This is a genomic window from Bradyrhizobium sp. IC4060, from assembly GCF_020193715.1.
GTDB lineage: Bacteria > Pseudomonadota > Alphaproteobacteria > Rhizobiales > Xanthobacteraceae > Bradyrhizobium > Bradyrhizobium yuanmingense.
In genome coordinates this window covers 26,790-51,065 of the sequence record NZ_JADYVJ010000018.1, presented here as the reverse complement: position 1 = coordinate 51,065, position 24,276 = coordinate 26,790, and the positions used below count along the sequence as shown (strand labels likewise).

Below are 24,276 nucleotides of genomic sequence, written 5' to 3'. Positions count from 1 at the left end.
TCAACGAGTCTGTTGCTATTCGCGTCCCCGCTGAACTGGCGCACGTCACCGCCGGGTCAGCGACTTTCCGTCAAGCCGAGCAACAATGCTTGGCTAGCGCAGATGCGGCGGATCCTTTCAAAGAGATCGCCAAGCTCAAGTCCCTCGGGTCACGAGGAGTTGGTAGCAGAATGGCGGTTGCGATGATCAGAAGAATACCAACGTAGATAGCAACAGATTGAGCGCGTCTTTAGTCTGGGGAGTGTGCGTGATGCTTGTCGGGTTATGAATGTATGACAGCCCCACCCCTGCATATATTCCCGGAGCGAGATGGGCGGTATATGTTGCGGTGATTGCTGTTGTTTCGCGATGCGCAAGCTGCCCTTTGGCGAGGGCAGCATCCACCGCAAAGTTGCTCCAGCTCGTGTTGCTAGCAACGAGTGCAATCAGATCACTGGGCCGACTGTCAAATGATCCCCTCGCGTAAAGACGAAGCTCGCAATACCGGCTGATCCTGTTCAGGTCCGGCGGAGCTTCCATAATGGAGAAGCCGCCATAGATGCCGCGAGATGGGATCCCATCGGGGTCGTTCTGCCAGAACTGCCTGTCCGCAGCGATGTAGTGAAAGTTATTCCCGCTTTCCCTCCCTCGCTTGGGATCCGTCAAACTCGTGTACCGGCTGCTGTTGAAACCAACGCCCGCCCGCAGCCAGGTATCGGGTACGCCGGGAGCTGCCTTGCTCTTGTAGCCGGCTTCATCAATGAGAAGAATGCCTGCGTGGGGCGTGCTCCAGTTCAAACCCGTGGGATTCTCCGTTATCTGGACATAGGGACCATCTGGACTAATTGAGCGCTGGACCGAGGCCTTGTTGTACAAGGCACGGGCAAAATTGTACTTCAGGTTGACCGCAGGCGTCGGTGCGGCATTGGTGCTCATGCCCCCCTGGAACAAGGCAGACATGTTCGATCCTGTAATCCCTCCGAACAATGTGCCGGTGAATTCATTTTGGTTTCTGAGATAGCCAAGTTTGAGTTCTAGCGTCCTGTCGAAGAAAGTCTGGTAGTAGGCGAGCGTATTGAGCCCCACTCGATCTGGTCCCGCGCGATCCCACGTCCAGTGTTGCTGCTCGGCCCCTAGTACAATTTGTCCGTCGGAAATGCCAAACCGGCTGAGATCGTAGGTGACGATCATGAAGTTTGCCGACGCGAATGTCGGATTCTGGCCCATATAGAGCTGGTTTTCGATCGTGCTTCTGGCGGCATTCGGCAGCAGGTTGTTTGCAAAGCTGTTGTGTGTCCAGCCGATGTAGCCGATGCCGACATCTGCAAGCGCCGATCTAACGCCGCCCTTGTCCTGATCGATCGTGTCCGCAGCGCCAGGTATGTTGAACCACACCCCTTTTTCACGCAGATTATCGTACCGTGCGAAGGGATCGACCGTCTTTTGCGTTCTTGTCTGAGCAGCTCTGTCCGCACCAGCGTGCTTTTCGAAAGGCGCACCGGGACTTGGCGCTGGCGCCGGGGCAGGAGGGCTGATTGCCGGGTCCATCCGGAGCTTTTCGGCCGGATCAGAAGCCTTTCGTCTTTTGCTGGCCTGATCCACAGGGTGGCTACTAGGATCAAACCCGCTGGCGGTTTGTGCCAGTACGGAATTGTCGACCAGATAAGCTGCGAGCGAAACTGCGATGACAAGCCAACGTTGCTTTCCCCTCGGCTTTAAATGGATGGAAAGTGCTCTGGCCGCCGGGTATCCCCACGGCAAACTCGTCTCAAGAAAGTAATCACGCACGGCGCACCTTGCTTCCATCTCTGCCGGCCATGAACAGATTGCGCAGCGGCCTGATTGGCCAAGAGCTCAGCGTTTTCGCGTTCGAGAGCGAGGGAGGCGAGCTGGATTTCGATCGTTCCGACAAGAACCATCCACGCTTTGTAAAGCTGTTAGATCGCGACACGATGATCTGCTTCGCAACCATGCTTATGAACGAGGCCGGTGCGCCGAGGCCAGCCCCGCGCGTTGGTTCATCGAGGTGCTAAGGAAGAGCGCGCAGCGACTCGCTGTCATGGATGCAAAAGCGTTGCGAATGTCCCGCTTGCTCACCGTGAGTCAGCCGATTTGGCGCTGAGGCCAGGCTTCACGAAGCGCTTCATTGGTATCGTTGTCACGGAAACACGAGACAGTCGCCAAGCTCGCCGAGGCGCCTTTGAAGTTGCGCGTCCGGCAATCACACCACAAGGTCTAACCTGATGGCCCAGGAGGCCGGAGGAATCAGCGATCGAGCAACTTTGCCGCCTACCCGCGAGCAGGTTGCTGGCTCTGTTACCGCGGCTCTCACGGCAAAATCTGTGTTGCATCCGAGTCCCTTGACGTGCGCGGCGTTCGTTGATCACGCTTGCCATGTATCCGTCATCTCAAACAACCCGCCGGAATTGGGAGTTGAACAGTTTGCAATGATAGCTGGTCCAATCGGCCATTCCGGCTCGGCCGCTCAGCCGTTGTGCCTATGTGGCGTGTGCCGGATGAAGTTTGTGATGTCGCAAGACGGAGTCTCGCAATTTTGGTGACGCCGCTTGTCCTCGTCGTTTCAGCGCGCAACTTGATCGATCTGTTCGGCAATCGCGTGTACTCAAGCCCTGCGAGGACTCGACGATCGAACTCGACGGCTACGGATATCGCTGGTTTCGAGTCGACGAATGAGCGCACTCCGACGGATATACGCGACCTTCGCCGGGCCCTTGACTGAATCTCGTCGGTCTGCCGCGGGCAGCAAGCGCCATGGGGGAGTTACTGATGAAGATAGCTCAGATTGCTTCGCTCGCCGAAAGCGTCCCACCAAAGCTCTATGGTGGAACGGAAAGAGTGGTCGCCTGGCTCGTCGATGCACTCGTCGAACTCGGGCAGGATGTCACCCTCTTTGCGAGCGGCGATTCCGGGACCCCCGCCACACTTTTTCCGGTCTGGCCAAAAGCACTTCGCCTTGGGCGACCACGCTCAGACCCGAACGCGGCTTTGGCTGCCCAACTGGAAGCAGTTTAGGATTGCGCAGACCAGTTCGACGTGATTCACGCTCACATCGACTGGCTACATCTGCCCATCCTCTATCGCGCAGGAGTGCCATTTATCACGACGATGCACGGCCAGCTGGATCTGCCGGGATTGCCGGCCGTGACCAGCAAGTTTCCAGAAGCTTGCTTCGCATCCATCTCGGATAATCAGCGCATTGCGCTCGCCAGCGCAAACTGGTGCGGAACGGTGTATCACGGTCTGCCCATGCACCAGTTCGGCGCCTCATTTGCTGCCGGATCGTACCTGGCGTTTCTCGGGCGCTTGACCGCCGAAAAAGGCCCCGAAGATGCGATCCGCATCGCGCTCGCCGCCAGGATGCCGCTTCGGATTGCCGCCAAGGTCCGTCGCGCCGAAAGTGGGTATTTCAGAGAGAAGATAGAGCCTCAGATTGACGGCAAACAGATCCAGCTCGTCGGCGAGGTAGATGACGATTCGAAACAGCCGTTCCTTGCAGGAGCCGCTGCTTTGCTCTTCCCAATCAGGTGACCCGAGCCGTTTGGATTGGTGATGATTGAGGCGATGGCCTGCGGAACGCCAGTCATTGCTTACCGGTCCGGTTCGGTGCCCGAGATTATCGAGGAAGAGGTGACAGGCTTCATCGTCAAAACGAGGACGAAGCAATTGAGGCTGTGTCGCGGCTTGGGCAAATCGATCGAGGGCGCGTCCGCGCGCGCTTCGAAGAGCGCTTCACGGCAGAGCGAATGGCACGGGATTACTTGCGCCACTATCGCGCCCTCTTGGTCCGGTAAAGCTGGACATCCTATGTATCGCTTTGGGTCAACGGCTCTGTGATCTACACCAAAATCGGTCGGGTCGGCGCTCCTGAACACTGCATCACAAAGTGGTTAGATGAAGCAGGGATCTTTCTTCGTTGGTAGGATACCTTGACCATATACTCATCGGCCACCGAATTTAGCGGCGACGCTCGGCCATGCCGGGTTGGGACGTGGATTGCGGTATCTCCGTGCTCAAGGGTGCGACCTCCAGGCGTGTTGATGGAAGCCGGCACCTTTGGCTATCCGCGCTGGGTCAACCTTGCTGATGTCAGGAGGCAGCCGTGACCGATCGGACCATGACGGATCGAGCCCGGCGTATCGCCTTGCTTGGTGCTCCCATCGACATGGGGGCTTCGCAGCGCGGCACCTTGATGGGGCCTGCGGCGCTGCGCACTGCCGGCCTTGCGACATTGCTGGAAAGCCTTGATTTCGAGGTCGTCGATTATGGCGATCTGTCCGTCGCCGACGTCCGGGATCTCACCGACAGGCCGCCCGAACAAGCCAATCATTACCGCGAAATCCAGCGCTGGACCCGCGTTCTGAGCCGCAGAGGCTATGAGATCGCGACGACCGGTGCGCTGCCGATCTTTCTCGGCGGCGATCACACGCTGTCGATGGGGTCGGTCAATGCCATGGCGCGGCATTGGCAGGAGCGCGGCCGCGAACTGTTCGTGCTCTGGCTCGACGCCCATGCCGACTACAACACGCCGGAGACGACGATCACCGCGAACATGCACGGCATGTCAGCCGCGTTCCTGTGCGGCGAGCCCGGGCTCGACGGCCTGCTCGGCGACGATCCACGCGCTTCGATTCTCCCGGACAAGCTCGATCTGTTCGGCGCGCGTTCGATCGACAAGCTCGAGAAAGAGCTGATGCGCTCGCGCCGGATCCGGATCGTCGACATGCGCCAGATCGACGAGTTCGGTGTCGCCGTCCTGATCCGCCGCGTCATCGAACGGGTCAAGGCCAGCAATGGCGTGCTGCATGTCAGCTTCGACGTCGATTTCCTCGATCCTTCCGTGGCGCCGGGCGTCGGCACCACCGTGCCGGGTGGCGCCACCTATCGCGAGGCGCACCTGATCATGGAGTTGCTGCACGATTCCGGCGTCGTGGGATCGGTCGACATCGTCGAGCTCAATCCGTTCCTGGACGAACGCGGTCGGACCGCGCGCACGGCGGTCGAGCTGATCGGCAGCCTGTTCGGTCAGCAGATCACCGACCGGCCGACGCCGAGCAATGCCATCGCACCAGGCGAGTGATGGCCGCTGGCCTGCAGCACTTCCTGCCAAGACCAAGCAAGAGCCGCCCGCCCGTCCATCCTTGCAGAGCCGTCCGCAGGCCAAGCGTTCGGCAAGGCTATTTGAGACGAGCGCCCGGACTTGCCACTCCGGCGCGGCTAAAGGCCGGGCCCTCCCGCGCAACCGATCGAGGGGGCCGGAGCGGCGGAATCCGCTGCGCTTCTCTCCAATCAGCTCTCTTCTGATCAGCGCTCGCCGATTTGAGCCTGTATCGAACACCGCCGCTCCATCCTCGAAATCTGGCCTGTCTGTCGGAGGCGCCTCTTGGGATCATTCCCTCGCGAAGAGCTTAGATGTTTGGAGTCTGCTCACATGCGTGGCTTAGCTAATAGGCGTACGGTCGAGATAAGTGTCGAATGCGGCAGCGACTGCACGAACGACAAACCGATGCTCCTGCTTGACCCGAATTAAACCCCCTTCAATGTCCACTATCCCGTCTTCGGCAAGCATTCCCAGCCGGCCTGCGGAATTGAGAAGAGGAATCGGATCAAATCCGTGAGCAGCACAGATCGCTGGTATGTCGGCCTGCAAATCGCACATTAGACGCTCGATGATTGCGGCGCGGAGGCGATCTTCGGCCGACAGCCAATAGCCTTTTGAGATTGCCAAGCGGCCGGCCCGAACGTGTTCGGAATAGGAAGTGGTCGCGATCTCGTTCTGGACGTAACCCTCACGCAAACGGCCGATGGCGGACGGACCTAGGCCGATTACGGTTTTGCAGGTATCAGCCGAATAACCGAGGGAGTTGCGGCGCAGTCGACCAGCTTTCTGCGCCAGGGCGAGCTCGTCGTTGGGCAGGGCGAAATGGTCGAGCCCGATCTGGTGGTAGCCGGCCGAGACCAGGGTATCTGCAATGGCCGCGGCTTGCTCAGCGCGGGCAATATTGTCCGGCAGCGCCGTCTCATCGAGATGGCGCTGACGTTTCATATAGGAGGGGACGTGAGCATAGCCGAAAACCGCAAGCCGGTCTGGCCGCATGGCCAGAGCTGTCCGCGCTGAGTCCACGCAGGACCGCACCGTTTGATGCGGTAGTCCGAAGAGAAGGTCGAAATTGATGCGGCTTATCCCATGCTGGCGTAGACTTTCGACGACAGAAGCCGTTAGCACCTCGCTCTGCAGGCGGTTGACCGACCTTTGAACTATAGGATCGAAGCTTTGCACGCCGATGCTTGCGCGGTTGATCCCGGCCGATTGTAACGTTTCGACCATCTCGGGCGTGACCCCACGCGGATCGATTTCTATGGCGATGGTAGGTGATCTTCTGAACGCAAAGCAGTGGCGCAGGAGTTCCATCAAGGCGAGAAAGTCGCTCGGTGCAATGGTGGTCGGCGTCCCGCCGCCGAAATGCACGTCGCTCACCGGCAGAGCGCGCGGCACTTGCTCCGCGACCAAGCCTATTTCCTCTCGCAATGCTGCCAAGTAATTGCGGACCGGTCGCTCGCTGCGAGTAAGGCTTGTAGGGAAGCCGCAATACCAACAGATAGAGCGACAGAACGGAACGTGGATGTAGAGCGATACGGGCTCGTCGGGCGGCAGTCGCCTCAGCCATGTCTCACAAGTCTCGACACCGACCATCGCGGAGAAATCCCGTACGGTTGGATAGATGGTGTACCAAGGCAGGCGAGCATCGCAATACTTGTTCAGAAGGGAGGTCTGCAAGTCCTAACTTTCCAGTGCTCAGGCCAGCATAAAGCTGACGAATACCCTCTCTAATGTCTTTGCGATATGTCAAACCCGCCTAGTGGTTTCTGAGATCTGGTCCCGTTTTCGACGCGACTGCAAACGCGGCTTAGGGGCAGGGTGAGGGAGTGAGACTCGCTCGTTGGCGGCTATCTGAACGTTTAGGATATGAATTTCTCGTGCGAGCACGCTCGAAGCGGCTAGTCGTGCCCGACGAGCCTGCGCGGCGTTCAATCGCTCATACAAGGGCACGTCGTTTCCGCATTCGCTGAGGGCTAGTTATTTTTGCGACGAAAACAGGGACTGCAGCTCTCACCAGAAGCAGCTGAGCTTGCCGCAGATTTTCAAACCGGTTTTCCCAAGCAAAGGCCGATTTGATTGCTCACAGGGTTCAACGGATGCCTCCCGTCAAAGGCCGGCGTGCCACGGAGACAAGTTGCTTGATGGATGACAGCGAGAGGAGCGCAATAGTACAACGTGACGCGACGTGCGATTCGAGTCCGTCGGCGCTGCCGACGAAAACTCGCTTTGATCTCTAGTATCGAACGCATAAGCCTCAATTCCGCCACGCTGCTTGTCTCATTGCCACAAGCATCATCACGGATGTACTGATGATGTTGGGGCGAACCCGGCGCACTTTCAGCCCCCCGGCCGAGTGCGTCGGGGCGCCTTGGTTTGGCGGCGTCTCGTTGCTGTCTAATGCAGCTCACCAACTCACAACGACTGTGGACGTTCTGCTGATGGCAAAGCGAATTCTGGCCAGATGCATCAGACGTAACACTATCTGCAATGGTCTATTCTGCGTGACCAGCTAGGTTGTTTTCTTTCGAACATAGCCTTTGCAGCTATCGATCGGCGCCAGATCGCGCATATCTACTCCGTTAGCCTTCATTCGCGTCGATGTGATGCACCTGCAGCTCTCAGTGTCACATAGGCCGCCTGGTCAGGCGTCGACCATCCAGTCACTATGTTCTCGATGCTGCGAGCTCGAGCCGTCTATGCAGGACCGGGGAGGGGAGATCTTGCGCCTTTTCATTGCATGAATGCGTTCGCATCCTGGTATTCCAGTCCATTCACAATGGATCGAGGAAGTTTGTGGTTCGGTAGACCAATCGAGCCTGCAGATGCTCTTGCGCGAATGCGAGCTGAGCCTACCCAGGTGTCGAGGAGATTGCCGCAACCGCTTGATCAGCCGAAAGTGGGTGCCCCACCCGACCTCTGTTGTACAATGCGGTGGCATACCAATGAAAATTATTAGTGCAGTACCACGCGCCTCGCCAACGCTCGTACAGAGCAGCGAGATGATCGCGAAGAGCAGAGAAATCATGCCTCAACGATCTTGGCGAAGATCTTCGCCGTTTCCACCGAGCCTTTCATAAGTTGTGCATCAGGTGCGGCCTTGTTGTGTTTCCGCAAGGGGGCTTAAGTGGGGATGGCGCGGCCGGAGCTGCAGTCAGGTCAAGGTCCTTAATGAGTGTCGTGTGTAGACCGTCCCATCAACTGCCGAACTTTGTACTTGACTGGGCTGGAATAGGGCTGCGCTTTTGGCCCTGAGAGGGCCGGACTCGAGGGGCCGCCGAGGTAAGCTGCATTTCTTGCTGTAAGTCACCTCGTGTCCCGGCTTCGCAAATGGTGCTGTCGCCTTCCCTACCAATGTCATGATTGCCGTTTTTGTGGGATCAACTCGCGAAAGAACCCCGACCGCAGGCCGGGGTTCCGATTCACGCAACCGCGTAGAGGTCTCTATCTAGCAAAGGACGAGCCAAACTTGTAATTGAGCCGTGCCGTGATGAGATCAACATCCTGGTGGACGCGATCCGTACCAAGAGCCGCTGGGAAGCTGATGTTGCTGCGCTGCATGAAGAAGTGGTTATACTCGACGCCAGCTGACCAGTTCGGCGTGAGGCTGACTTCGGCACCGGCGCCCAGCACGCCACCCCAACGCACATCGCTGCTTTTGCCAATCTCGGTGCCAGTAGCCACTGAGTTGATCTGATAGGTGTTGCTGGTCACCGCAGCACCACCCTTGCCGTACAGGAGCACGGCATTGAACGCGTAGCCGATATGGCCCGTGAGTAGACCGAATGCATCTGTTGTGGTGCCAACGGTGTTTGCCGGAAAGGCGGTGCTGATATTGGAGCCGTTGAAGTCGGCCCAGTTGCCCTGACCTTCGATGCCGTAGACCATGTTGAAGATGTGCCAACGATAGCCAATCTGGCCACCAATGGTCCCGCCAGTCGAATTATGGCAGCCCTCGGGAGTGGCGCCATTGAAATCCCAGCAATTGTGGCTCGTTCCCCAGCCGCCATTTGCACCGATATAGTAGCCGGACCAATCGGTAATCGGGGCCGCGGCAGGCAGCGGTGCCGCTTTGACCTTGACAGGCTGCCCGGCCAGGTCCGTGCCGAAGGAGGGAGCGGCGGCAACGAGTGCGCCGATGGTTGCAGTCAGAATCAGAATGTTTTTCATTCGAGTGTCGTTTCCTTTCGGTGCCCCCCGGCGCCGTGCGTTTAACAATATGAACGCGAATTGCTGTAACTGCCGCACAACATGTCTTGGAAAGAAATGTGTCCAATCGTACGCGGCGTTAGATTGCGGAGCGCGCAAAATGCCGCTGCTCCACATCCATCGAGACGCTGCGGCCCGGCAGTGGTGCCTCGCGGGGCCCTTCTTTGGACACGAGCCGTTCATGATGACGTCGATGCGACTGCAAAGTTGGGAGGTGCTTGGCTCCTTCTGTTGCAAACCGGCAAACCGAGGCCGCGCTTACACACTTCGTGCATGCTGACGGCTCAGACAGATCGGTAATGAAGGCCTTGATTACGGGCGCGCCGGGCAGAGCCTCAGTAGAGGAAAGTCTGCTCGACCACGCTCTGACCCGATTTGTCTATCGCATAGACCCGTTAGATGCGTTTACCAAGCCAGACGCTCCCAGCGGTACGGCTGCAAGCGCTCATTGCTCCGTCGACGGCGCGAGTTCAGCACGCAAGTTGCGTATCGCCTCGTTTGCCAGATTCAGAGTATTCCGTTCGCCTTTTCTTATCGAACACTCAAGGTAAGTGCGCAATTGTCTATGAAGGACGGCCTTCAGATTATGTGCCAGCAAGGGATCCTTCTCGACGAAGCCCCAAGCCTTGTCAAATGCGACGCTCACGACAGCATCTGGCACCTGCACTTGGTCGGAAGAAAACTGATCCATCTAAAACACTCCTCGACATCCTGACACAAGGGAGTAACCTCCCAAAAGCTAACCGAGATTTCGTGACGTGTAGCAAGCAAGACATCAGCGTGCAGACCCCCGATCGAGCTGCTCTCGGTGCTTCAGGGAAGTTTATAGATCGTTGTTGAAAGTCGGATGACCGAATGTCGTATTGCCAGGCGCAGTCGAATAATTCTGAAAGGAGTGAAACGAGCAGGGATTCTAGCGCGCTTCTTTACCGTAGTGCGCTGTTGATTGGTGTCGACAATAAATTGTGGATATTCTTCCTGCAAACGGAAGATCCGCGCTAGGCCAGTCACGACTAACCGGACGTGAGCGGCCCAACCGCAATATTGTGATCTCGGAAAGCTATGTGAGGTTCTCGGATACTGACAGGTGGTGCGCGCCGCGTCTCAGCGCCACCAGTGCGCGGCGGACAATCTCGGGGTGCCTCGCGGAAAGATTGCTAACGTGCGGAGTGACTGATCGCCCTGTTCCGAGCATTAGCTTTGAAGGGTACCACACATCCAACATGTCGTAGCTACCTCATCTGGTAGACCTTGATCGGAAGAAGAAGCACCACATCCCCTAGGGCTGCTTGGGGAATCGTATCTGATACATGTAGCGAGTTCGAAGGTCGGCGCAGGGAGCGGTCGGAAGCGGCGATAGCCGTCCGGTGTCTCGAACGTATGTGTTGGGTTGCGCTTCCGCGCTATCAGCTCTTGGTGGCCACAGGCGTCGAGGAACAGCAAGGTCTTGCTAGATCGAACGTAACTGTGTCGTCCGCGGCGCGAGATAAAGCGAGCCTGCTCTCGAACGTCGTCGCGAGCAGTTGTGATATAGAAAGCCAGCGGAAGCGACCCGCTTATGGACGGGGAGCCCATAAGCCGCATACCCTCGATCTGGTGCGGACGACATTGGCACGATTGTCAGTCCAGCGATAAACGTTCGGTCAGCGCCGTCAACCCAGAAAAAGCCAAATGAAAGTTCAGTCCGCCGCCGCACGTGAAAAAATCAGCTTGGCGATCGTCATTCGATTGACGGAAGTTCGTAGCGCTGCCGGTAATGCCGCCACAGTCTGATCGAAGAGGCGTCCCAAAAAATGAAGGTCCTCGGGGTGGTAAACGCCACGGTCTCGCGACAGTCGCATTCGCCCGTCATCGGTGCTCGTATCACCACGCTGGCCGAGCTCCAGCTCCGCCGTAATCATTTGGCCTATGAGTGCATTGAGCAGTCGGATCGCTTCGAGCTCGTTGCCTTCTTCGCGCATGAGCGCGGCCACGATGTCGAGTTGCAGGTCGATGCGATCCTCGAGATCCTGTATGCGTGAATTGGAAGGGTCAAGTTTCACGGAATTTCTCCAAAATGGTGAAATGCAAGACAGGCGGAATAAGGGTATCTTTTCCCGTTCGCCAGATGCCGGATGCGTCGGCCGACGAATCGCTGCTGCACGGGAGGTGCGCACGGTCCCCAAACAGGGCGGCACACATCTCCCGCGACAGGATTGCAAAGGCGAAGTGAGCGAATATGGAAAAGCCGACAAGCGTTGTAAGTGGCCCGGAAGTCTATTGGAGCGTGATCGAGCCGTCCAGCGCGTCGGATAGCTGCAGTGACCCCAGTCGGGGTCACACAGGTGATTGTACTGCCTTGCTTGGAGCCGCGGCGACACGGCTGGATTGTTGATGCTATCGGCCTGGTCAGAGCGAATAGTCCGGCCCGCACCGGTGCAAAGGACAGTTCACCTGCCCAAGTTCTATGCTGCGGACGCATTTACCTTCGCCGAACAGTGCGCGTGAAAGCTGCTTTCTTGGAGCCGCCGAGTATCATGGCAAAGGCGAGAGACAACAACGTGATAGATTGCGCGCCCGCCTGCGGTTGCTCATCGCACTGCATTGGTGCCCCGCGTGTTTCGCTGTCAAACATTGCGTGATGCAGCCACGACAGACGCGAATTGAGCTGCGACCAACCTGCAAAGAGCCATTGTCACGAGACATTCGTGGACTGTTCTTTCCGTAATCCGGCGTCGACTTATGCGGTGTTTGGGCTGAATGAGTAAAATCGAAAGTGTTGATGGGATGCATCCAGTTCGTTGATAGCGCCCGCGAGCAGCCTCACCGCCTTCATGGGAGCCGGTTAACTGGTTCTTCCCGCGGTCTGGGCTCAGAGCATAAGCGATGTCGGGCAGGGTTGCTGATCCGTTGATCACCGATCATGGTTGACAAAGAAGAAGTCGCAGGGCTGCACGTTTGCGAATAGCTTTGAAATGGAGCCGAAGAAGCTCTGCAGTAGTCCCGAGCCGAAGAGACAGACATGCAATCTCGGCGCCGACGATCCACCAGCTGTGGTTACCCGCAATACCCGGCTATAGCCTATGTAATGGGTCCTGATTGCTTCATGCCGTCCCGCTCTCTCTTCCCTGCGTGGATCCGAGCTTGCGCGATATGATCGGTCCAGGAGAATGTGTCAATGGCGATCCGGCTGGTCATGCCTTCAGACCCGCCAGAACTGTAGTCGACCGCCCAGCGGTCCTGTGCTGCCGGACGGATCAGGACAACGGGGCTGCTATTTGTCTATCATCGGACGTAGCACCTCCGTCAGCTCGACCCTAGCTAGTTCTGCGAGCGCCGCAGCGAACGCGAAAAACGCTCCGAAAGCAGCAAGTATAAAAGAGCTAGCGAGTATCGCTGCGATAACGTTCTGAGGGCGTCTCGTCATTCGTGATACTTTGCGTTTGGAGCCGGCGGTGCGTGCCAATCAGTACTGCTTGACACGTTCAACATGGCCGTCGCGCCAGCGGTAAACCAAAAATCCAGAAGCCGAGTTGTCTCCCTTTTTGTCGAACCGGACCGGGCCAATCACGGTGTCGACCGGCCATGAACGAAGTGCGCTGGCGACCCGCGTAGCATGGAAGGAGCCGCTCCGGTTCACCGCCTCTGCCCAGGCTTGCACAGCTGCATAGGCGTATAGCGTGTAGCCTTCACCGGACAGGCCGGAAGCTTTGAGTCCGGCGACAACGCCGGCCGCCTTGGCACTCCCGGCGGGATTGGGCATGAAGGTAAACAATGTGCCATTCCCAGCGCTGCCGGTAATCGCCCAGAATTCAGAGGTCATCAGCGGATCGTTTGCCATGACTATGAAGTCTGCTTTTGCATCTGATGCCTGGCGCACAAACAATCCGATTTCGGTATGATAGCCGCCGATATAGGCGACGCGCACTCGATCCTTTTTCATTCTTGAGACCAGCGCTCTGAAATCCCGTTCACCTGCAACATAGCTTTGCCGACTGACTTGTCGTCCGAGTCGATGAAGCTGAGCTTCAACCACGTCGGCAATGCCCTTTCCAGCAGTGCTCTTGTCGTCGATCACCGCGATGTTCTCGTTGGGATGGTTCACGTGAATGTACTCGGCGGCAACGGTCCCCTGTTGATCGTCGCGACCGCAGATCCGAAAGACAGTCTCAAGGCCGCGCTCTGTTAGCTGAGGAGTTGACGAGCCTGGTGACACCTGAACGATGCCTGCTTCAGCGTAGATGTCGGAGGCCGGGATCGACGAAGAGGAACAAAAATGGCCAACCACCAACAGGACGCGCTCTGTCGCGAGCTTATTCGCAACTGCGACAGCTTGCCTTGGGTCGCAGGCGTCGTCAGCGACCCTCAATATAACTTTGGCATTATCCGGAAGTAGGCCCGAAGCGTTCAAGTCCTCAACCGCCGCAGCTGCACCATCGCGCATTTGCGCGCCGAACGCGGCGCTGCTTCCAGTCATTGGGCCAGCCACGGCGATCTTTACTTCAGAACCGCGCGCAAGCGGGGCGGCGAGAGCGCAGAAGAGAATCGCCGCACTTGCAACAGAAGCGCGCTGCGTATTTGCAATTGTATAGCCTTCAATGCTCACTGAAGTGATCCCAAGTGGTTGTGATCAGACACCCATGCAGGTCAAGGCTGCTCCAAGCCAAACGTGCGTTGGCTCGACCAGCTTCCAATTTCCCTAGAGTCTACAATTTGACGTTACGTGCGGATCAAGCGGGTTTGAGGGGCATGGGTGCATCAGGAGCGCGCATCGGCGGGCTATGACCATCTGTCCGCTTAAGCCCATAAAGTTTTCAGCCCGCATCAGAGAGCGGCCAATCAACCTAGCGTTGTCAGGTTGCCGTCAACCGACGTGTGGAAACGGCCATGAACGGGTCAGTACGGCTGATCCTCCAACCCACCAAGGGCAAGATCGAGATATTGCATTAGGCAGGGATCCCAACCAGCCAGAGCGCGGGGGGCGCTCAGTCGTGCAAGTACCTTCAGGATCATCGAAACGCGTGAATCGGCACCGGCGATTTCGCTGATCAGCGAGCGTGCCGCAACCGCGACAGCCTTTGCGCGCTCACCGCAAGGGTGCTCGCTCCGATCCATGCAATCGCGAAGGTCGTCACGGATTCGCCGCCACCGGTCCTCGCGCTCTGACGCCAAATTGCAGATGCATGGGGACGTTTGACTACGCGTCTCGACTCGCGACATGGCATTCAGAGTGGCAGGCAGCTCATCCACACTTACTTGCGCCTCGCCGTCGATTGTCATGTTGCGCAAACGGTCGCGCAACAGAGTTGCTCGAGCGACTTGAAGTTCTATGCGCTCTAGATGTTTGCGCAGCAGGTCCGTGAGAGAGGTCGTGCCCTCCATGGCTTTACGGATCTCGACGAGTGAGAAGCCAAGCTCACGCAGCGCGCGAATCTGGTGAACCCGCTGCACGCTATCCCGGTCATACATCCGGTGGCCGCCGTCAGTACGCTCTGTGGCTGCTAGGAGTCCTGTGTGCTCATAATGGTGCAGCGTGCGTACCGTTACTCCGGTCGCCTCTGCAAGTTCGCCAATGCGCAATCGGCGCCTTCTTGGTGTAGGTTTGTTCATGTTGTTCAATTCTGAAGCCTACAACCTGACGTCACGTATGATTCAAGCGGCCTTCTAAGCTCCAGCTGAATCGTCTTCCATTCCAGCGCGAGAGTGGTGACTATCCTTAGAATGGCGGCGGATCAACCCTGGGGGGAAAGGGTGATCAACAACTTCGACAGGCATGCCAGTTGAGCCTCGCCAGCCGCTGTACGCTCCAGGATGAGCTTGGCGATTGCCGTACGATTTTCTTGACTCCGCATCGAAGGGGGTAGCGCGTCGACGGCGCTATCATAAAGTCGTCCGAGGGCAGAAAGCTCTTCTGGATCGAACACGCTGCTGCATAGCTTCAACCTTCAGCTCCTTGTTTGAATTGCGTCCAGGGCAGCGCACGTCGTCAAGACGTTTGGCTGCGGTAGGGCCAAAAGAAGTCATACCTGCGGCGCAGAGCGAGGGAGAAGCGGTGTACTGTAGAGTGATGCCATAGGGCCACACGCGAGCGCGATGCTTGCTTTGGCAGCGCGGCAGAGCCGCGCGATATGTATGCTCGACGCCCTCTATGCTCACGACGCATTTTGTTGCGACTCCAAATAGCCGATCGCCTCCATCCATCGGGAGCAACTACTAACTCGGAGCGTTGACGACAGGAGCCCCGTGCCGGTCCTGCCTTCTCGAGAGACGCGCTTGGCGGTCGCGGTTGTAACTTTAACGCCTGGCCTAAGCGCGAACGTGCTGCTCCGTCCCCGTCTCTAAAGTCAGACCAACACTCTGCGGTTGTGACATCGCGCCTAACGCCAACGCGCGAAAGAAATCAAGAACGTCTCATGAACCGCGCGCCCGGAGGGTCTTTATCCGCGACAAGGAGAGCAAGCCTGGCAGGTGCAATTGTGTGTGTCGAGACAAGTGTTGGAGTGTGAAGTTCGTAGACTTCACGAACATCCTTACGGCAACGGCGAGACGGATTGTGCGAACTTCCCGGCACTGCCGGCCCTTTCCGGAGTGCTGGTCACGGGGTGCTCTTGTGCAGTTGCCATGCGCGTGGCCTCCTGGAACAATATTTCCCGTATCCACAGGCTTTCCGGGTCATTGTTGTGAATTGCGGGCCATTGGACCGCTTCAGTGAAGACGGGGAATGGATCCGGAAGCTCGACAATCTGAAGAGGCATGGTCTTTTGGAAATGCCTCACGAGCCCTAATGGCATCGTGCCTATGCGGTTCGTCCCAACAAGGAGGGGCGGGATCATGCTGAAGCTTTGCACGAGAATGTCGATGCGCCGAGTAGGGCTGAGATCGCTTAAAAATGATCGCTCAATTGGCGTGTGGGGCGCACCTCCGTGCTTAACTGCAACGTGACCCATCGACATATATCGATCGAATGTAAGCCCGCGTTGTAATTCCCTGTTCGTGCAGCAACCTACGCAGACGAGTCTCTCCTCGAACAGGGCCGCCCTGGGGTGCGCGCTGGACATGAGAGAATCTGGCAGGATAACAAAATCGACTTCGCCCCGGCGGAGGAGCTCCTCGTGCTCAACGGTCGGCGCTGCCAGTTCGAAGCTGACGGTGGGGGCTTCTCGCGTGACGCGCTCCACGACATTTCTTAAGAATACAACTGTCATGAAATCAGGAACGGCGATCCTGAATCGCCGGCTCGATCGAGCTGGATTGAACACGTCTCGCGCCATAACTGAGAGTTCGATGTGCACCAGAGCCTGGCGTACAGGGGCTGCGAGCCCTTCCGCGCGCGAGGTCAAGACAAGTTCGCGCCCCCTCATCCCAAACAGTTCATCGCCAAAATATGAACGCAACCGGGCAACGGCTGCGCTCATGGCCGGCTGACTGAGATTGATCCTGCGTGCCGCTGAGGTGAGATTGCGCTCAGTTATCAGAGCATCCAGCGCGACGAGAAGATTTAGATCCAGGCCTTTGAAACGCATCTCTTCTTATCCGGCGCAAACGTCCTTGCTGCGAAAAAACGTGCGGTGGCGGCTCCACCTGGAGCAATCGTCCTGGCTCGCCCGAATGGACATCGGCTCAACCCTGCGATCACGATAAGGAAGTCGCGAAATGACCACAAGAATGGAGAGCAAGCGGTAAGCCGATCGGCCGCGGCGGGAAAGCTTCAGGACCCTCCAAGCTGATCCGTCTCGCCGGTTTCGGCCGACCACGTAGCTGGTCCGTTCAGCTCGCTGATGGCAGATCATCCCAGCGTCCGTGAGCGCCGTGAGCTCCCCAAAGCGCTCCGTCGACGGCTGCGTCGTGCAGCGCTAGTCGCGACCGTCAACCTACAACCTGACGCAATGTGCGATTCAAGCCATTTTATTGGCCAAGCTAAACATTTGTGATGGAGGCGTGTTCTATCCGCGATAGTGCCAGGGGTAGCCCTGAATGCAGCGCAAGACCATCAAACCACACCTGGGAAGTCACCTCGCTTACAACTGGAAAAGTCTTCGCAACGGATCGCTGCATTGTGAGGTCGTGGCAGTGTCTCCCCAGGAGACGACCAGGAGACGCGGAAGCGAGGAAGGGACCGAGCACGTCGAAGGGACTATAGCGTGCTTAGGATATTCGGAGTCGCAGCTTGCGGTAAGCCTAACAGCGCCTGCGAGTTGGAGGCGTTTGCTCACCAGATGCCATGTTGGATGCCTCCTCCAGCAATATCCGCCGCATCCAGATGCTCGCGGGATCGGTATTGTGGAACGAGGGCCACTGCACGGCCTCTGTGAATATGGGTAGGGGCAGAGGCGGTTCGATGATGCGCAGTGGCATTCGTTTTTCGAAGTGTCTGGCCAGTCGTAAGGGCATCGTGCCGATACGGTTCGTGTCTAACAATATGGGCGGAATCAGGCTAAAGCCCTGCACGACGACCTCAATTCGTCTCCTCAGACCGTGCTCAAGCAAAAACCATTCTTCGAGGTTCGGTCTCAGTGCTCGTCCGAACTTGGCAGTAACGTGCCCCATCGAGATGTATTTCTCGAACGTAAGCTGTCGGGATAGCTGCTTGTTCGCGCGGCATCCCACGCACACAAGGGTCTCGTCGAATAGCGTCGCCTTAGGGTGCGCACTCGACATGAACAGTTCCGGCAGAATGAGAAAGTCGACTTCGCCCCGACGGAGCAGCTCATCGGGTTCATCGGAAAATGGCAGCAATTCGAACCGCACGGCGGGAGCTTCTTGTGCCATGCGGTCCACAATTCTGCGGAAGAAAACGATCGTCATGAAATCTGAAAGAATGACCCTGAAGCGTCGACTCGACTGAGTCGGGTCGAACGCGTCGCGTGATATGATTGAGAGTTGGATGTGCAGCAGGGCCTCGCGAACCGGACCTGCAAGCGCCTCCGCGCCAGGTGTCGGGACGAGCTCGCGACCTCTCATAGTAAATAGTTCATCGCGGAAATAGGTGCGCAGCCGTGCGATCGCAGCGCTCATAGCTGGCTGGCTCAGGTTAATTTTGCGAGCCGCCGCTGTGAGGTTGCGTTCCGTCATCACGGCGTCGAGCGCAACGAGAAGATTTAGATCGAGTCCTTTGAACCGCATGTTGTCAGTCTATCCATCGTGTGGATGTGTTCTATCGAAACAATCGATTTTACCAAATTGCGGGATGTTGGATAGCAAACTGAAGTTTGAAAAAGTAACCAGGCACACCACAACGGATTTTGGTCGTTCAGGTGAGCTCAGAGGAAAGCTCCTGGACGTGCGAGCGCGCCGCCGAGTCCGTTTCATGGCCGTCTACAGGCGCGGCATGCGAGCCGTGTTGCGCCTCCGTGCGAAGTGCGCTCGTTTGGTCGGCAAGCGGCGTCCGATAAACCTTGGTATGGGGATGCCATCCGTTTCCATATTCGAGGTTTACCCGCGTACACTTGAGAGCGCTTTCAGCATCATTCTAGTGTCAGGGAATAGCGGCAGGCGCAGATTGCGGATGCCAAGAAATCCAGGCGCCTTTCCAAATGGCTCGCCTGTCCAGTGCATTCGGGGCGTGTCGAAGATGTATGAAAGCCAGTTTGACTTGATGCCGATCCCAAGCGCCGTCGATGAGGGCCGCGCGTCGATGGTCTGCCCTCAGAGATCAAAGCGAGGGACATCGATGCGACAGGAGGCGCAAAAGCTCTTTGGTGCAGGCAGGTTCTGGCTAGTCGAATCGCATCGTGGGCATCTTCCGATATATGGCACGCAGGGCATTGGCCGGATGAGGAGCGCGAACCGAGCGCTGGCTGCCTCGCGAGCATGGGGCCGGCGGCGCTGTGCAGGCGAGCAGTGCCGAGGTCCGACACAGCAAGTCCGCGCATCTCGGTTTTGATTGGCCGTTCGGCGACTAACGAGTTCACCTGACCGTCTCGCTCTTAATTCCACTGGCGCAAGGAAGCTTGCCATGAACATTGCCGTGTCCCCGGCTGCGGAACGCTCTTCTGCGCGCGCTCAAGTGCAGTGGAGCCTTCGTTGGGAGAACGAGCTGCGGCTCGCCGATCATGCCGAGCTCGCGGAGTTCTTCCGCAAGAGTTATGGGCCGACGGGCGCGTTCAATGCGCAGCCCTTTGAGGGAAGCCGAAGTTGGGCCGGCGCAAGACCGGAGCTCCGTGCAATTGGTTACGACGCGCGCGGGGTAGCGGCCCATCTCGGGCTACTACGTCGCTTCATCAAAGTTAGTGAAGTCGATCTCCTCGTAGCAGAACTGGGGTTGTATGCGGTGCGTCCGGATCTCGAAGGGCTCGGAATAAGCCACGCAATGCGCGTGATGTATCCAGTGCTGCAGGAGCTTGGCGTTCCATTCGGCTTTGGCACGGTTCGGCCGGCGCTTGAGAGACATATGACGCGACTGGTCGAAAGGCAGGGGCTCGCCACCCTGATGCATGGCATTCGCGTCCGCTCCACGCAGCCGGATGTCTATCCCAATTTATCGCCGACCCGCCTCGAGGACGTGGTCGTCGTGGTGTTTCCGCTGGGACGCTCGATAAGCGAATGGCCGGCCGGGACTTTCATCGATCGGAACGGGCCTGAGTTGTGACAGAGCATTCCACCCCATCCACTGTCCGCTGCGACTACGCTGACGTGAGCGGAAGTCGAGCCGTCTATTTGACCTTTGATGACGGGCCGAACCCATTTTGTACGCCAGAGGTGCTCGATGTGCTGGCGCAACATCGGGTTCCGGCGACATTCTTCGTCATCGGCACGTACGCGATCGAGCATCCTGACCTCATCCGACGAGTGATTGCGGAAGGGCATGAGGTTGCGAACCATACGATGACCCATCCTGATCTATCCAGATGCGGACCTGCGGAGCTACAGGATGAAGTGCTGACCGCGAGCGAGGCGATCCGTCTGGCGTGCCCGAAGGCCTCGCCCAGGCATATGCGAGCGCCTTACGGCATATGGACGCAGCAGGTGCTCGCAATGACGGCGAGCGCTGGTCTCACGGCTCTGCACTGGTCGGTCGACCCGAGAGATTGGTCCCGCCCTGGTGTTGATACAATTGTGAATTCGGTGCTGGCGAACGTTCGCCCGGGTGCAATTGTGCTCCTGCACGACGGGTATCCTCCCGATGAGGAGAGACTGTGCACCGATACAACGCTGCGTGATCAGACCACGAAGGCGCTGGCATCTCTGATTCCGGCACTACAACGGCGCGGGTTTGTAATCCGTCCACTCCCTCAACTCCACTGAACAAGAACTGGCACCCTATGGACCTGCTCGCGACAACCAGTGCTGCCGCTGTTTCAAGTTATGCGCTACTCTCGACTGTCTATAAGAGCGTGCAAGCGCTTTATGCCCAGCCGACGATCAGCTCATCGCTACAGGACAGCCTCGGACAAGCCGAGGTGGTCCTTCCCTCTGTGGACGTCATCGTGCCGTGCTTCAATGAGAATCCAAACACGCTTGCTGAATGTCTGGAGTCGATTGCCAGTCAAAACTACGCCGGAAAGATGCGGGTCTATGTGGTCGATGACGGGTCTGCAAACCGGGACGTGGTCGCGCCTGTACACCAGATATATGCCATTGATCCGAGATTCAATATCATCTTGTTGGCCAACAACGTCGGAAAGCGCAAAGCGCAGATCGCTGCAATACGCAGCTCATCCGGGGATCTGGTTGTCAACGTCGATTCCGACACGGTTCTTGCTCCCGACGTCGTCACGAAGCTTGTATTGAAGATGCATGACCCGGAAATTGGTGCGGCGATGGGTCAACTCATAGCAAGTAATCGCAACCAGACCTGGCTGACCAGGCTGATCGATATGGAATATTGGCTCGCGTGCAACGAAGAGCGCGCGGCACAGGCGCGCTTCGGTGCCGTCATGTGTTGCTGCGGCCCATGTGCAATGTATCGGCGTTCCGCACTCACCTTGCTTCTTGATCAGTACGAAGCGCAATTCTTTCGTGGGAAGCCGAGTGATTTCGGCGAGGACCGCCATCTAACGATACTCATGCTCAAGGCGGGGTTTCGAACCGAATACGTCCCAGACGCGATAGCAGCCACAGTCGTCCCGCACAGTCTTGGGCCATATCTGCGTCAGCAGCTCCGTTGGGCCCGCAGTACCTTTCGAGATACGTTTCTTGCATTGCGCCTGCTGCCAGAGCTCGATGGATATTTGACCCTAGATGTTATCGGGCAAAATCTCGGCCCACTTCTCCTCGCCATTTCAACACTTACTGCGCTTGCACAGCTCGTGATCGGTGGCTCTATACCCTGGTGGACGGGATTGACGATTGCTGCAATGACTATGGTCCGGTGCAGTGTGGCAGCGCTTCGTGCCCGCGATTTGCGGTTTATCGGCTTCTCGCTCCACACACCGATCAATATCTTTCTTTTACTACCATTGAAGGCTTATGCGCTTTGTACATTGAGCAATAGCGATTGGCTATCCCGAAAAGTTACCAATGTGCCGGCGGAAGAGGAGAAGCAGCGTGTCATCCTGCGCCCCAATGACGGACGAGGCGCGGCTAGTGTGGGGATGGGGCCTACTGCCATTCATACTGCCATTCAAAAAGGGGGCCTCGCGGCCACGGAGAGTGTTTCCGGTCGCGAACGCTCGACTGCCTACAAATAAGTGGTCGTCTCATGAATCTGGACGCGAACCATCAGCTATTAGAGCGAGAGTTGGCTGTCGACGACCCATGGCGCCTTGACAGCAGTTCGTTCGAGCAGGAGCGATACGCGCAAATGCTCCGGATGTCGTGTGGCAACGGAGATGCTGCGTCTGCCCTCGAAGTAGGATGTGCAGCCGGTGCATTCACGGAGATGCTGGCGCCGCTATGCGAGCGACTTACCGTTGTGGATGTCATGCCGCAGGCAATCGAGCGAGCGCGACTGCGGACCAGTAAGTGGTCACATATTACTTGGGTGACCTGCGACATTCAGCGGTTCTCGACCACTGAGCAGTTCGATTTGATTGTCGTGGCCGAGGTTCTTTACTACCTCAAAGACGTGAGGGAGATGCATGCGGCTATCTGCAACCTGGTGAGTATGCTTGCGCCAGGTGGCACTCTGATTTTCGGGTCTGCGCGTGATGAACTATGTCAACGCTGGGGGCATGCTGCTGGTGCAGAAACTGTGATCGCTCTCTTTAAGGAGAGCCTATCGGAGGTCGAGCGTCGGCACTGCTGCACCGGATCGGCAAACGAAGACTGCTTGATCGTCCGGTTTCGGAAGCCAGGCGCCTCGTCGGAACAATCAAACGTCGGTCATTAGGCCAGGAGCACGTATGCGCATCTGCGGAATAAAGCTGACACATGACGGAGCAATTGCTGTCGTCGAAGACGGTCGGCTTCTTTTTTGTGTTGAGCAAGAGAAGCGCGGCAACAGTCTACGCTATCAGTCCGTCGACAATCTCGATGCAGTCGTGCGCGCCTTGGCGGAGCATGGCCTGGAGCCGCGGGATATCGATCAGTTCGTCATTGACGGCTGGGACGGAGAGAGTGAATCGCAGTTCCAGCTCCTAAGCGGAGCGGTGCAGGTCGCGCTAAAAGGCGCGCCATATGTCGAGCGTCATGCTGAGGGCCTCCTTGATCCGGTCGACGGCGTTGGCCTCCTCCTCGGAGGCAAGGAGTTTCCATATAAGAGCTACCCGCATGTCACAGGCCATGTCGCGTCGGCATATAGCACCAGTCCCTTTGCAGCCGAGGGACAGCCCTCGTTCTGTCTGGTATGGGATGGCTGTATCTTTCCACGTCTTTACTATGTCGAACCGCGCGGAGCTCGGTTCATCGGATCGCTGTTTCCGATGATTGGCCACGCCTATGCTGCCGCGGGCCTTCACTTCGGGCCATACCGGCAGCCGAACCGCTCCAATTGGGATCTGGGCATCGCCGGCAAGCTGATGGCTTACATCGCTCTTGGCTCCGTTGATGAAAGCATCGTGGAAGTGTTTCAGGAGCTTTATGAAACACGCTTGGCGGCCGACACGGAGCAGTCTCGCCGCTACCGCGAAGACATCAACAATGCGGAATCGTCTCTTGCAGCTATGCACGCGTTCTTCGAGGCAAGCGCATTGCGCCTGGCCACCAAGCGAGCGGAGGACGTCCTCGCCTCGTTCCATGTGTTTCTGGAACGTCTTCTTGTTAGGGAAATCGCGCTGCTTCTGCTGAGATATTCGTCGCTTCCGGGAGCGCGAAATCTATGTGTCGCCGGAGGTTGCGGTCTCAATATCAAATGGAACAGCGCGCTTCGCGCGACGGGATTATTCGATGATGTCTGGGTGCCCCCGTTTCCGAATGACAGCGGCTCGGCAATCGGCGCGGCGTGCGGAGCCATGGCAGCGCAGGATGGCTTCGGGCCATTGCAATGGTCAGTTTACAGTGGTCCTGCCCTCCAGGAGAGCGAGGTTCCGCCGGAGTGGGAGGCCGTACCTTGCAGTCTGAGTGAACTTGCGTCGATTCTTGCCGACAATAAGCCCGTCATCTTTCTTTCCGGGTGCGCCGAACTTGGGCCGCGGGCGTTGGGGGGTAGAAGCATTCTTGCAGCCCCAGCATGCCCTTCAATGAAGGATCATCTCAATGAGATCAAACGTCGCGAGCACTTCCGACCAGTGGCGCCGATCTGTCTTGAGGATCGGGCGCCGGAGATCTTCAGCCCGGGCACGCCAGATCCTTACATGCTGTTCGATCACCAGACCCGGGCGAATTGGCGCGACAAGGTCCCGGCGGTGGTCCACCTTGACGGCTCGGCGCGGCTGCAGACAATTTCCCGCAACTCTCCTCACGAAATTGCTGCGCTTCTCGTCGAATTTGAGCAACTCACGGGCATTCCGCTGCTCTGCAACACGAGCGCCAACCTCCACGGAAGAGGATTCTTTCCGGACGCTGCGGCAGCTTGCCAATGGGGGCGTGTCGACCATGTTTGGTGCGAGGGCATGCTCTGGAGCAAAACGGTCGCCAAGAAGCCATCGTCCACGGAACGACTTCTGTCAGCCTAA

Annotated in this window: 15 protein-coding genes and 1 pseudogene; 7 read left to right on the top strand and 9 right to left on the bottom strand. The window is 57.7% G+C overall.

What is annotated here, in order from left to right; all coding sequences use genetic code 11:
• Positions 1–186: 186 nt before the first annotated feature.
• Positions 187–1,767: a carbohydrate porin gene (locus I6F16_RS33895; RefSeq protein ID WP_225174325.1), complete on the bottom strand. Its 1,581-nt coding sequence runs from the start codon at positions 1,765–1,767 to the stop codon at positions 187–189.
• A gap of 999 nt (positions 1,768–2,766) precedes the next feature.
• Between I6F16_RS33895 and I6F16_RS37855 the strand changes: the two are divergent.
• A pseudogene (locus I6F16_RS37855) lies at positions 2,767–3,791 on the top strand (glycosyltransferase family 4 protein).
• A gap of 308 nt (positions 3,792–4,099) precedes the next feature.
• A complete protein-coding gene (rocF, locus tag I6F16_RS33875) occupies positions 4,100–5,077 on the top strand; it encodes an arginase (RefSeq protein ID WP_225174322.1) in 978 nt (325 codons plus the stop codon).
• Positions 5,078–5,437: 360 nt separating this feature from the next.
• Here rocF and hemN read toward each other — a convergent pair whose 3' ends face one another.
• From hemN to nodD1, 8 genes are all read right to left on the bottom strand, one after another.
• Positions 5,438–6,775: an oxygen-independent coproporphyrinogen III oxidase gene (hemN, locus tag I6F16_RS33870; protein WP_036045238.1), complete on the bottom strand. Its 1,338-nt coding sequence runs from the start codon at positions 6,773–6,775 to the stop codon at positions 5,438–5,440.
• 1,764 nt (positions 6,776–8,539) lie between these two features.
• Positions 8,540–9,265, bottom strand: coding sequence for an outer membrane beta-barrel protein (locus tag I6F16_RS33865; RefSeq protein ID WP_225174321.1), 726 nt, complete (start codon positions 9,263–9,265; stop codon positions 8,540–8,542).
• Positions 9,266–9,749: 484 nt separating this feature from the next.
• Positions 9,750–9,995 carry a hypothetical protein gene (locus I6F16_RS33860; RefSeq protein ID WP_036015451.1) on the bottom strand — a complete coding sequence of 82 codons (246 nt, stop codon included), beginning with the start codon at positions 9,993–9,995 and terminating at the stop codon, positions 9,750–9,752.
• A gap of 988 nt (positions 9,996–10,983) precedes the next feature.
• Positions 10,984–11,346, bottom strand: coding sequence for a NolY (locus I6F16_RS33855; RefSeq protein ID WP_081493935.1), 363 nt, complete (start codon positions 11,344–11,346; stop codon positions 10,984–10,986).
• A 1,403-nt stretch (positions 11,347–12,749) separates the two neighbouring features.
• Positions 12,750–13,889: a branched-chain amino acid ABC transporter substrate-binding protein gene (locus tag I6F16_RS33850; RefSeq protein ID WP_225156247.1), complete on the bottom strand. Its 1,140-nt coding sequence runs from the start codon at positions 13,887–13,889 to the stop codon at positions 12,750–12,752.
• A gap of 290 nt (positions 13,890–14,179) precedes the next feature.
• Entirely contained in the window at positions 14,180–14,893 is a 714-nt protein-coding gene (locus I6F16_RS33845; protein WP_193375001.1) for a MerR family transcriptional regulator, read from the bottom strand.
• Between the two features lie 920 nt (positions 14,894–15,813).
• Positions 15,814–16,806 carry a transcriptional regulator NodD2 gene (gene nodD2 / locus I6F16_RS33840; RefSeq protein WP_225174320.1) on the bottom strand — a complete coding sequence of 331 codons (993 nt, stop codon included), beginning with the start codon at positions 16,804–16,806 and terminating at the stop codon, positions 15,814–15,816.
• A gap of 655 nt (positions 16,807–17,461) precedes the next feature.
• Positions 17,462–18,406, bottom strand: coding sequence for a transcriptional regulator NodD1 (gene nodD1, locus I6F16_RS33835; RefSeq protein ID WP_036015446.1), 945 nt, complete (start codon positions 18,404–18,406; stop codon positions 17,462–17,464).
• 832 nt (positions 18,407–19,238) lie between these two features.
• Here nodD1 and I6F16_RS33830 point away from each other — a divergent pair.
• From I6F16_RS33830 to nodU, 5 genes are read left to right on the top strand one after another with little or no spacing between them, the layout of a single operon-like run.
• Positions 19,239–19,871 carry a NodA family N-acyltransferase gene (locus I6F16_RS33830; protein ID WP_036015444.1) on the top strand — a complete coding sequence of 211 codons (633 nt, stop codon included), beginning with the start codon at positions 19,239–19,241 and terminating at the stop codon, positions 19,869–19,871.
• Positions 19,868–20,527, top strand: coding sequence for a chitooligosaccharide deacetylase NodB (gene nodB / locus I6F16_RS33825; protein ID WP_036015442.1), 660 nt, complete (start codon positions 19,868–19,870; stop codon positions 20,525–20,527). Before I6F16_RS33830 ends, nodB begins: the two co-directional genes overlap by 4 nt.
• 17 nt (positions 20,528–20,544) lie before the next feature.
• Positions 20,545–21,912 carry a chitooligosaccharide synthase NodC gene (gene nodC, locus I6F16_RS33820; protein WP_225174319.1) on the top strand — a complete coding sequence of 456 codons (1,368 nt, stop codon included), beginning with the start codon at positions 20,545–20,547 and terminating at the stop codon, positions 21,910–21,912.
• An 11-nt stretch (positions 21,913–21,923) separates the two neighbouring features.
• Complete coding sequence (nodS, locus tag I6F16_RS33815) at positions 21,924–22,553, top strand: nodulation methyltransferase NodS (RefSeq protein WP_225174318.1); 630 nt, start codon at positions 21,924–21,926, stop codon at positions 22,551–22,553.
• Between the two features lie 13 nt (positions 22,554–22,566).
• Positions 22,567–24,276, top strand: a complete 1,710-nt coding sequence (gene nodU / locus I6F16_RS33810; protein WP_225174317.1) for a nodulation protein NodU — start codon at positions 22,567–22,569, stop codon at positions 24,274–24,276.

What these genes read in the sequence shown, in the direction of transcription:
- nodS (WP_225174318.1), top strand. Translation starts at nt 21,924, where the DNA reads ATGAATCTGGACGCGAACCATCAGCTATTAGAGCGAGAGTTGGCTGTC.
- I6F16_RS33865 (WP_225174321.1), bottom strand. Translation starts at nt 9,265, where the DNA reads ATGAAAAACATTCTGATTCTGACTGCAACCATCGGCGCACTCGTTGCC.
- I6F16_RS33845 (WP_193375001.1), bottom strand. Translation starts at nt 14,893, where the DNA reads ATGAACAAACCTACACCAAGAAGGCGCCGATTGCGCATTGGCGAACTT.
- nodD1 (WP_036015446.1), bottom strand. Translation starts at nt 18,406, where the DNA reads ATGCGGTTCAAAGGACTCGATCTAAATCTTCTCGTTGCGCTCGACGCC.
- nodD2 (WP_225174320.1), bottom strand. Translation starts at nt 16,806, where the DNA reads ATGCGTTTCAAAGGCCTGGATCTAAATCTTCTCGTCGCGCTGGATGCT.
- I6F16_RS33860 (WP_036015451.1), bottom strand. Translation starts at nt 9,995, where the DNA reads ATGGATCAGTTTTCTTCCGACCAAGTGCAGGTGCCAGATGCTGTCGTG.
- nodC (WP_225174319.1), top strand. Translation starts at nt 20,545, where the DNA reads ATGGACCTGCTCGCGACAACCAGTGCTGCCGCTGTTTCAAGTTATGCG.
- nodU (WP_225174317.1), top strand. Translation starts at nt 22,567, where the DNA reads ATGCGCATCTGCGGAATAAAGCTGACACATGACGGAGCAATTGCTGTC.
- I6F16_RS33830 (WP_036015444.1), top strand. Translation starts at nt 19,239, where the DNA reads ATGAACATTGCCGTGTCCCCGGCTGCGGAACGCTCTTCTGCGCGCGCT.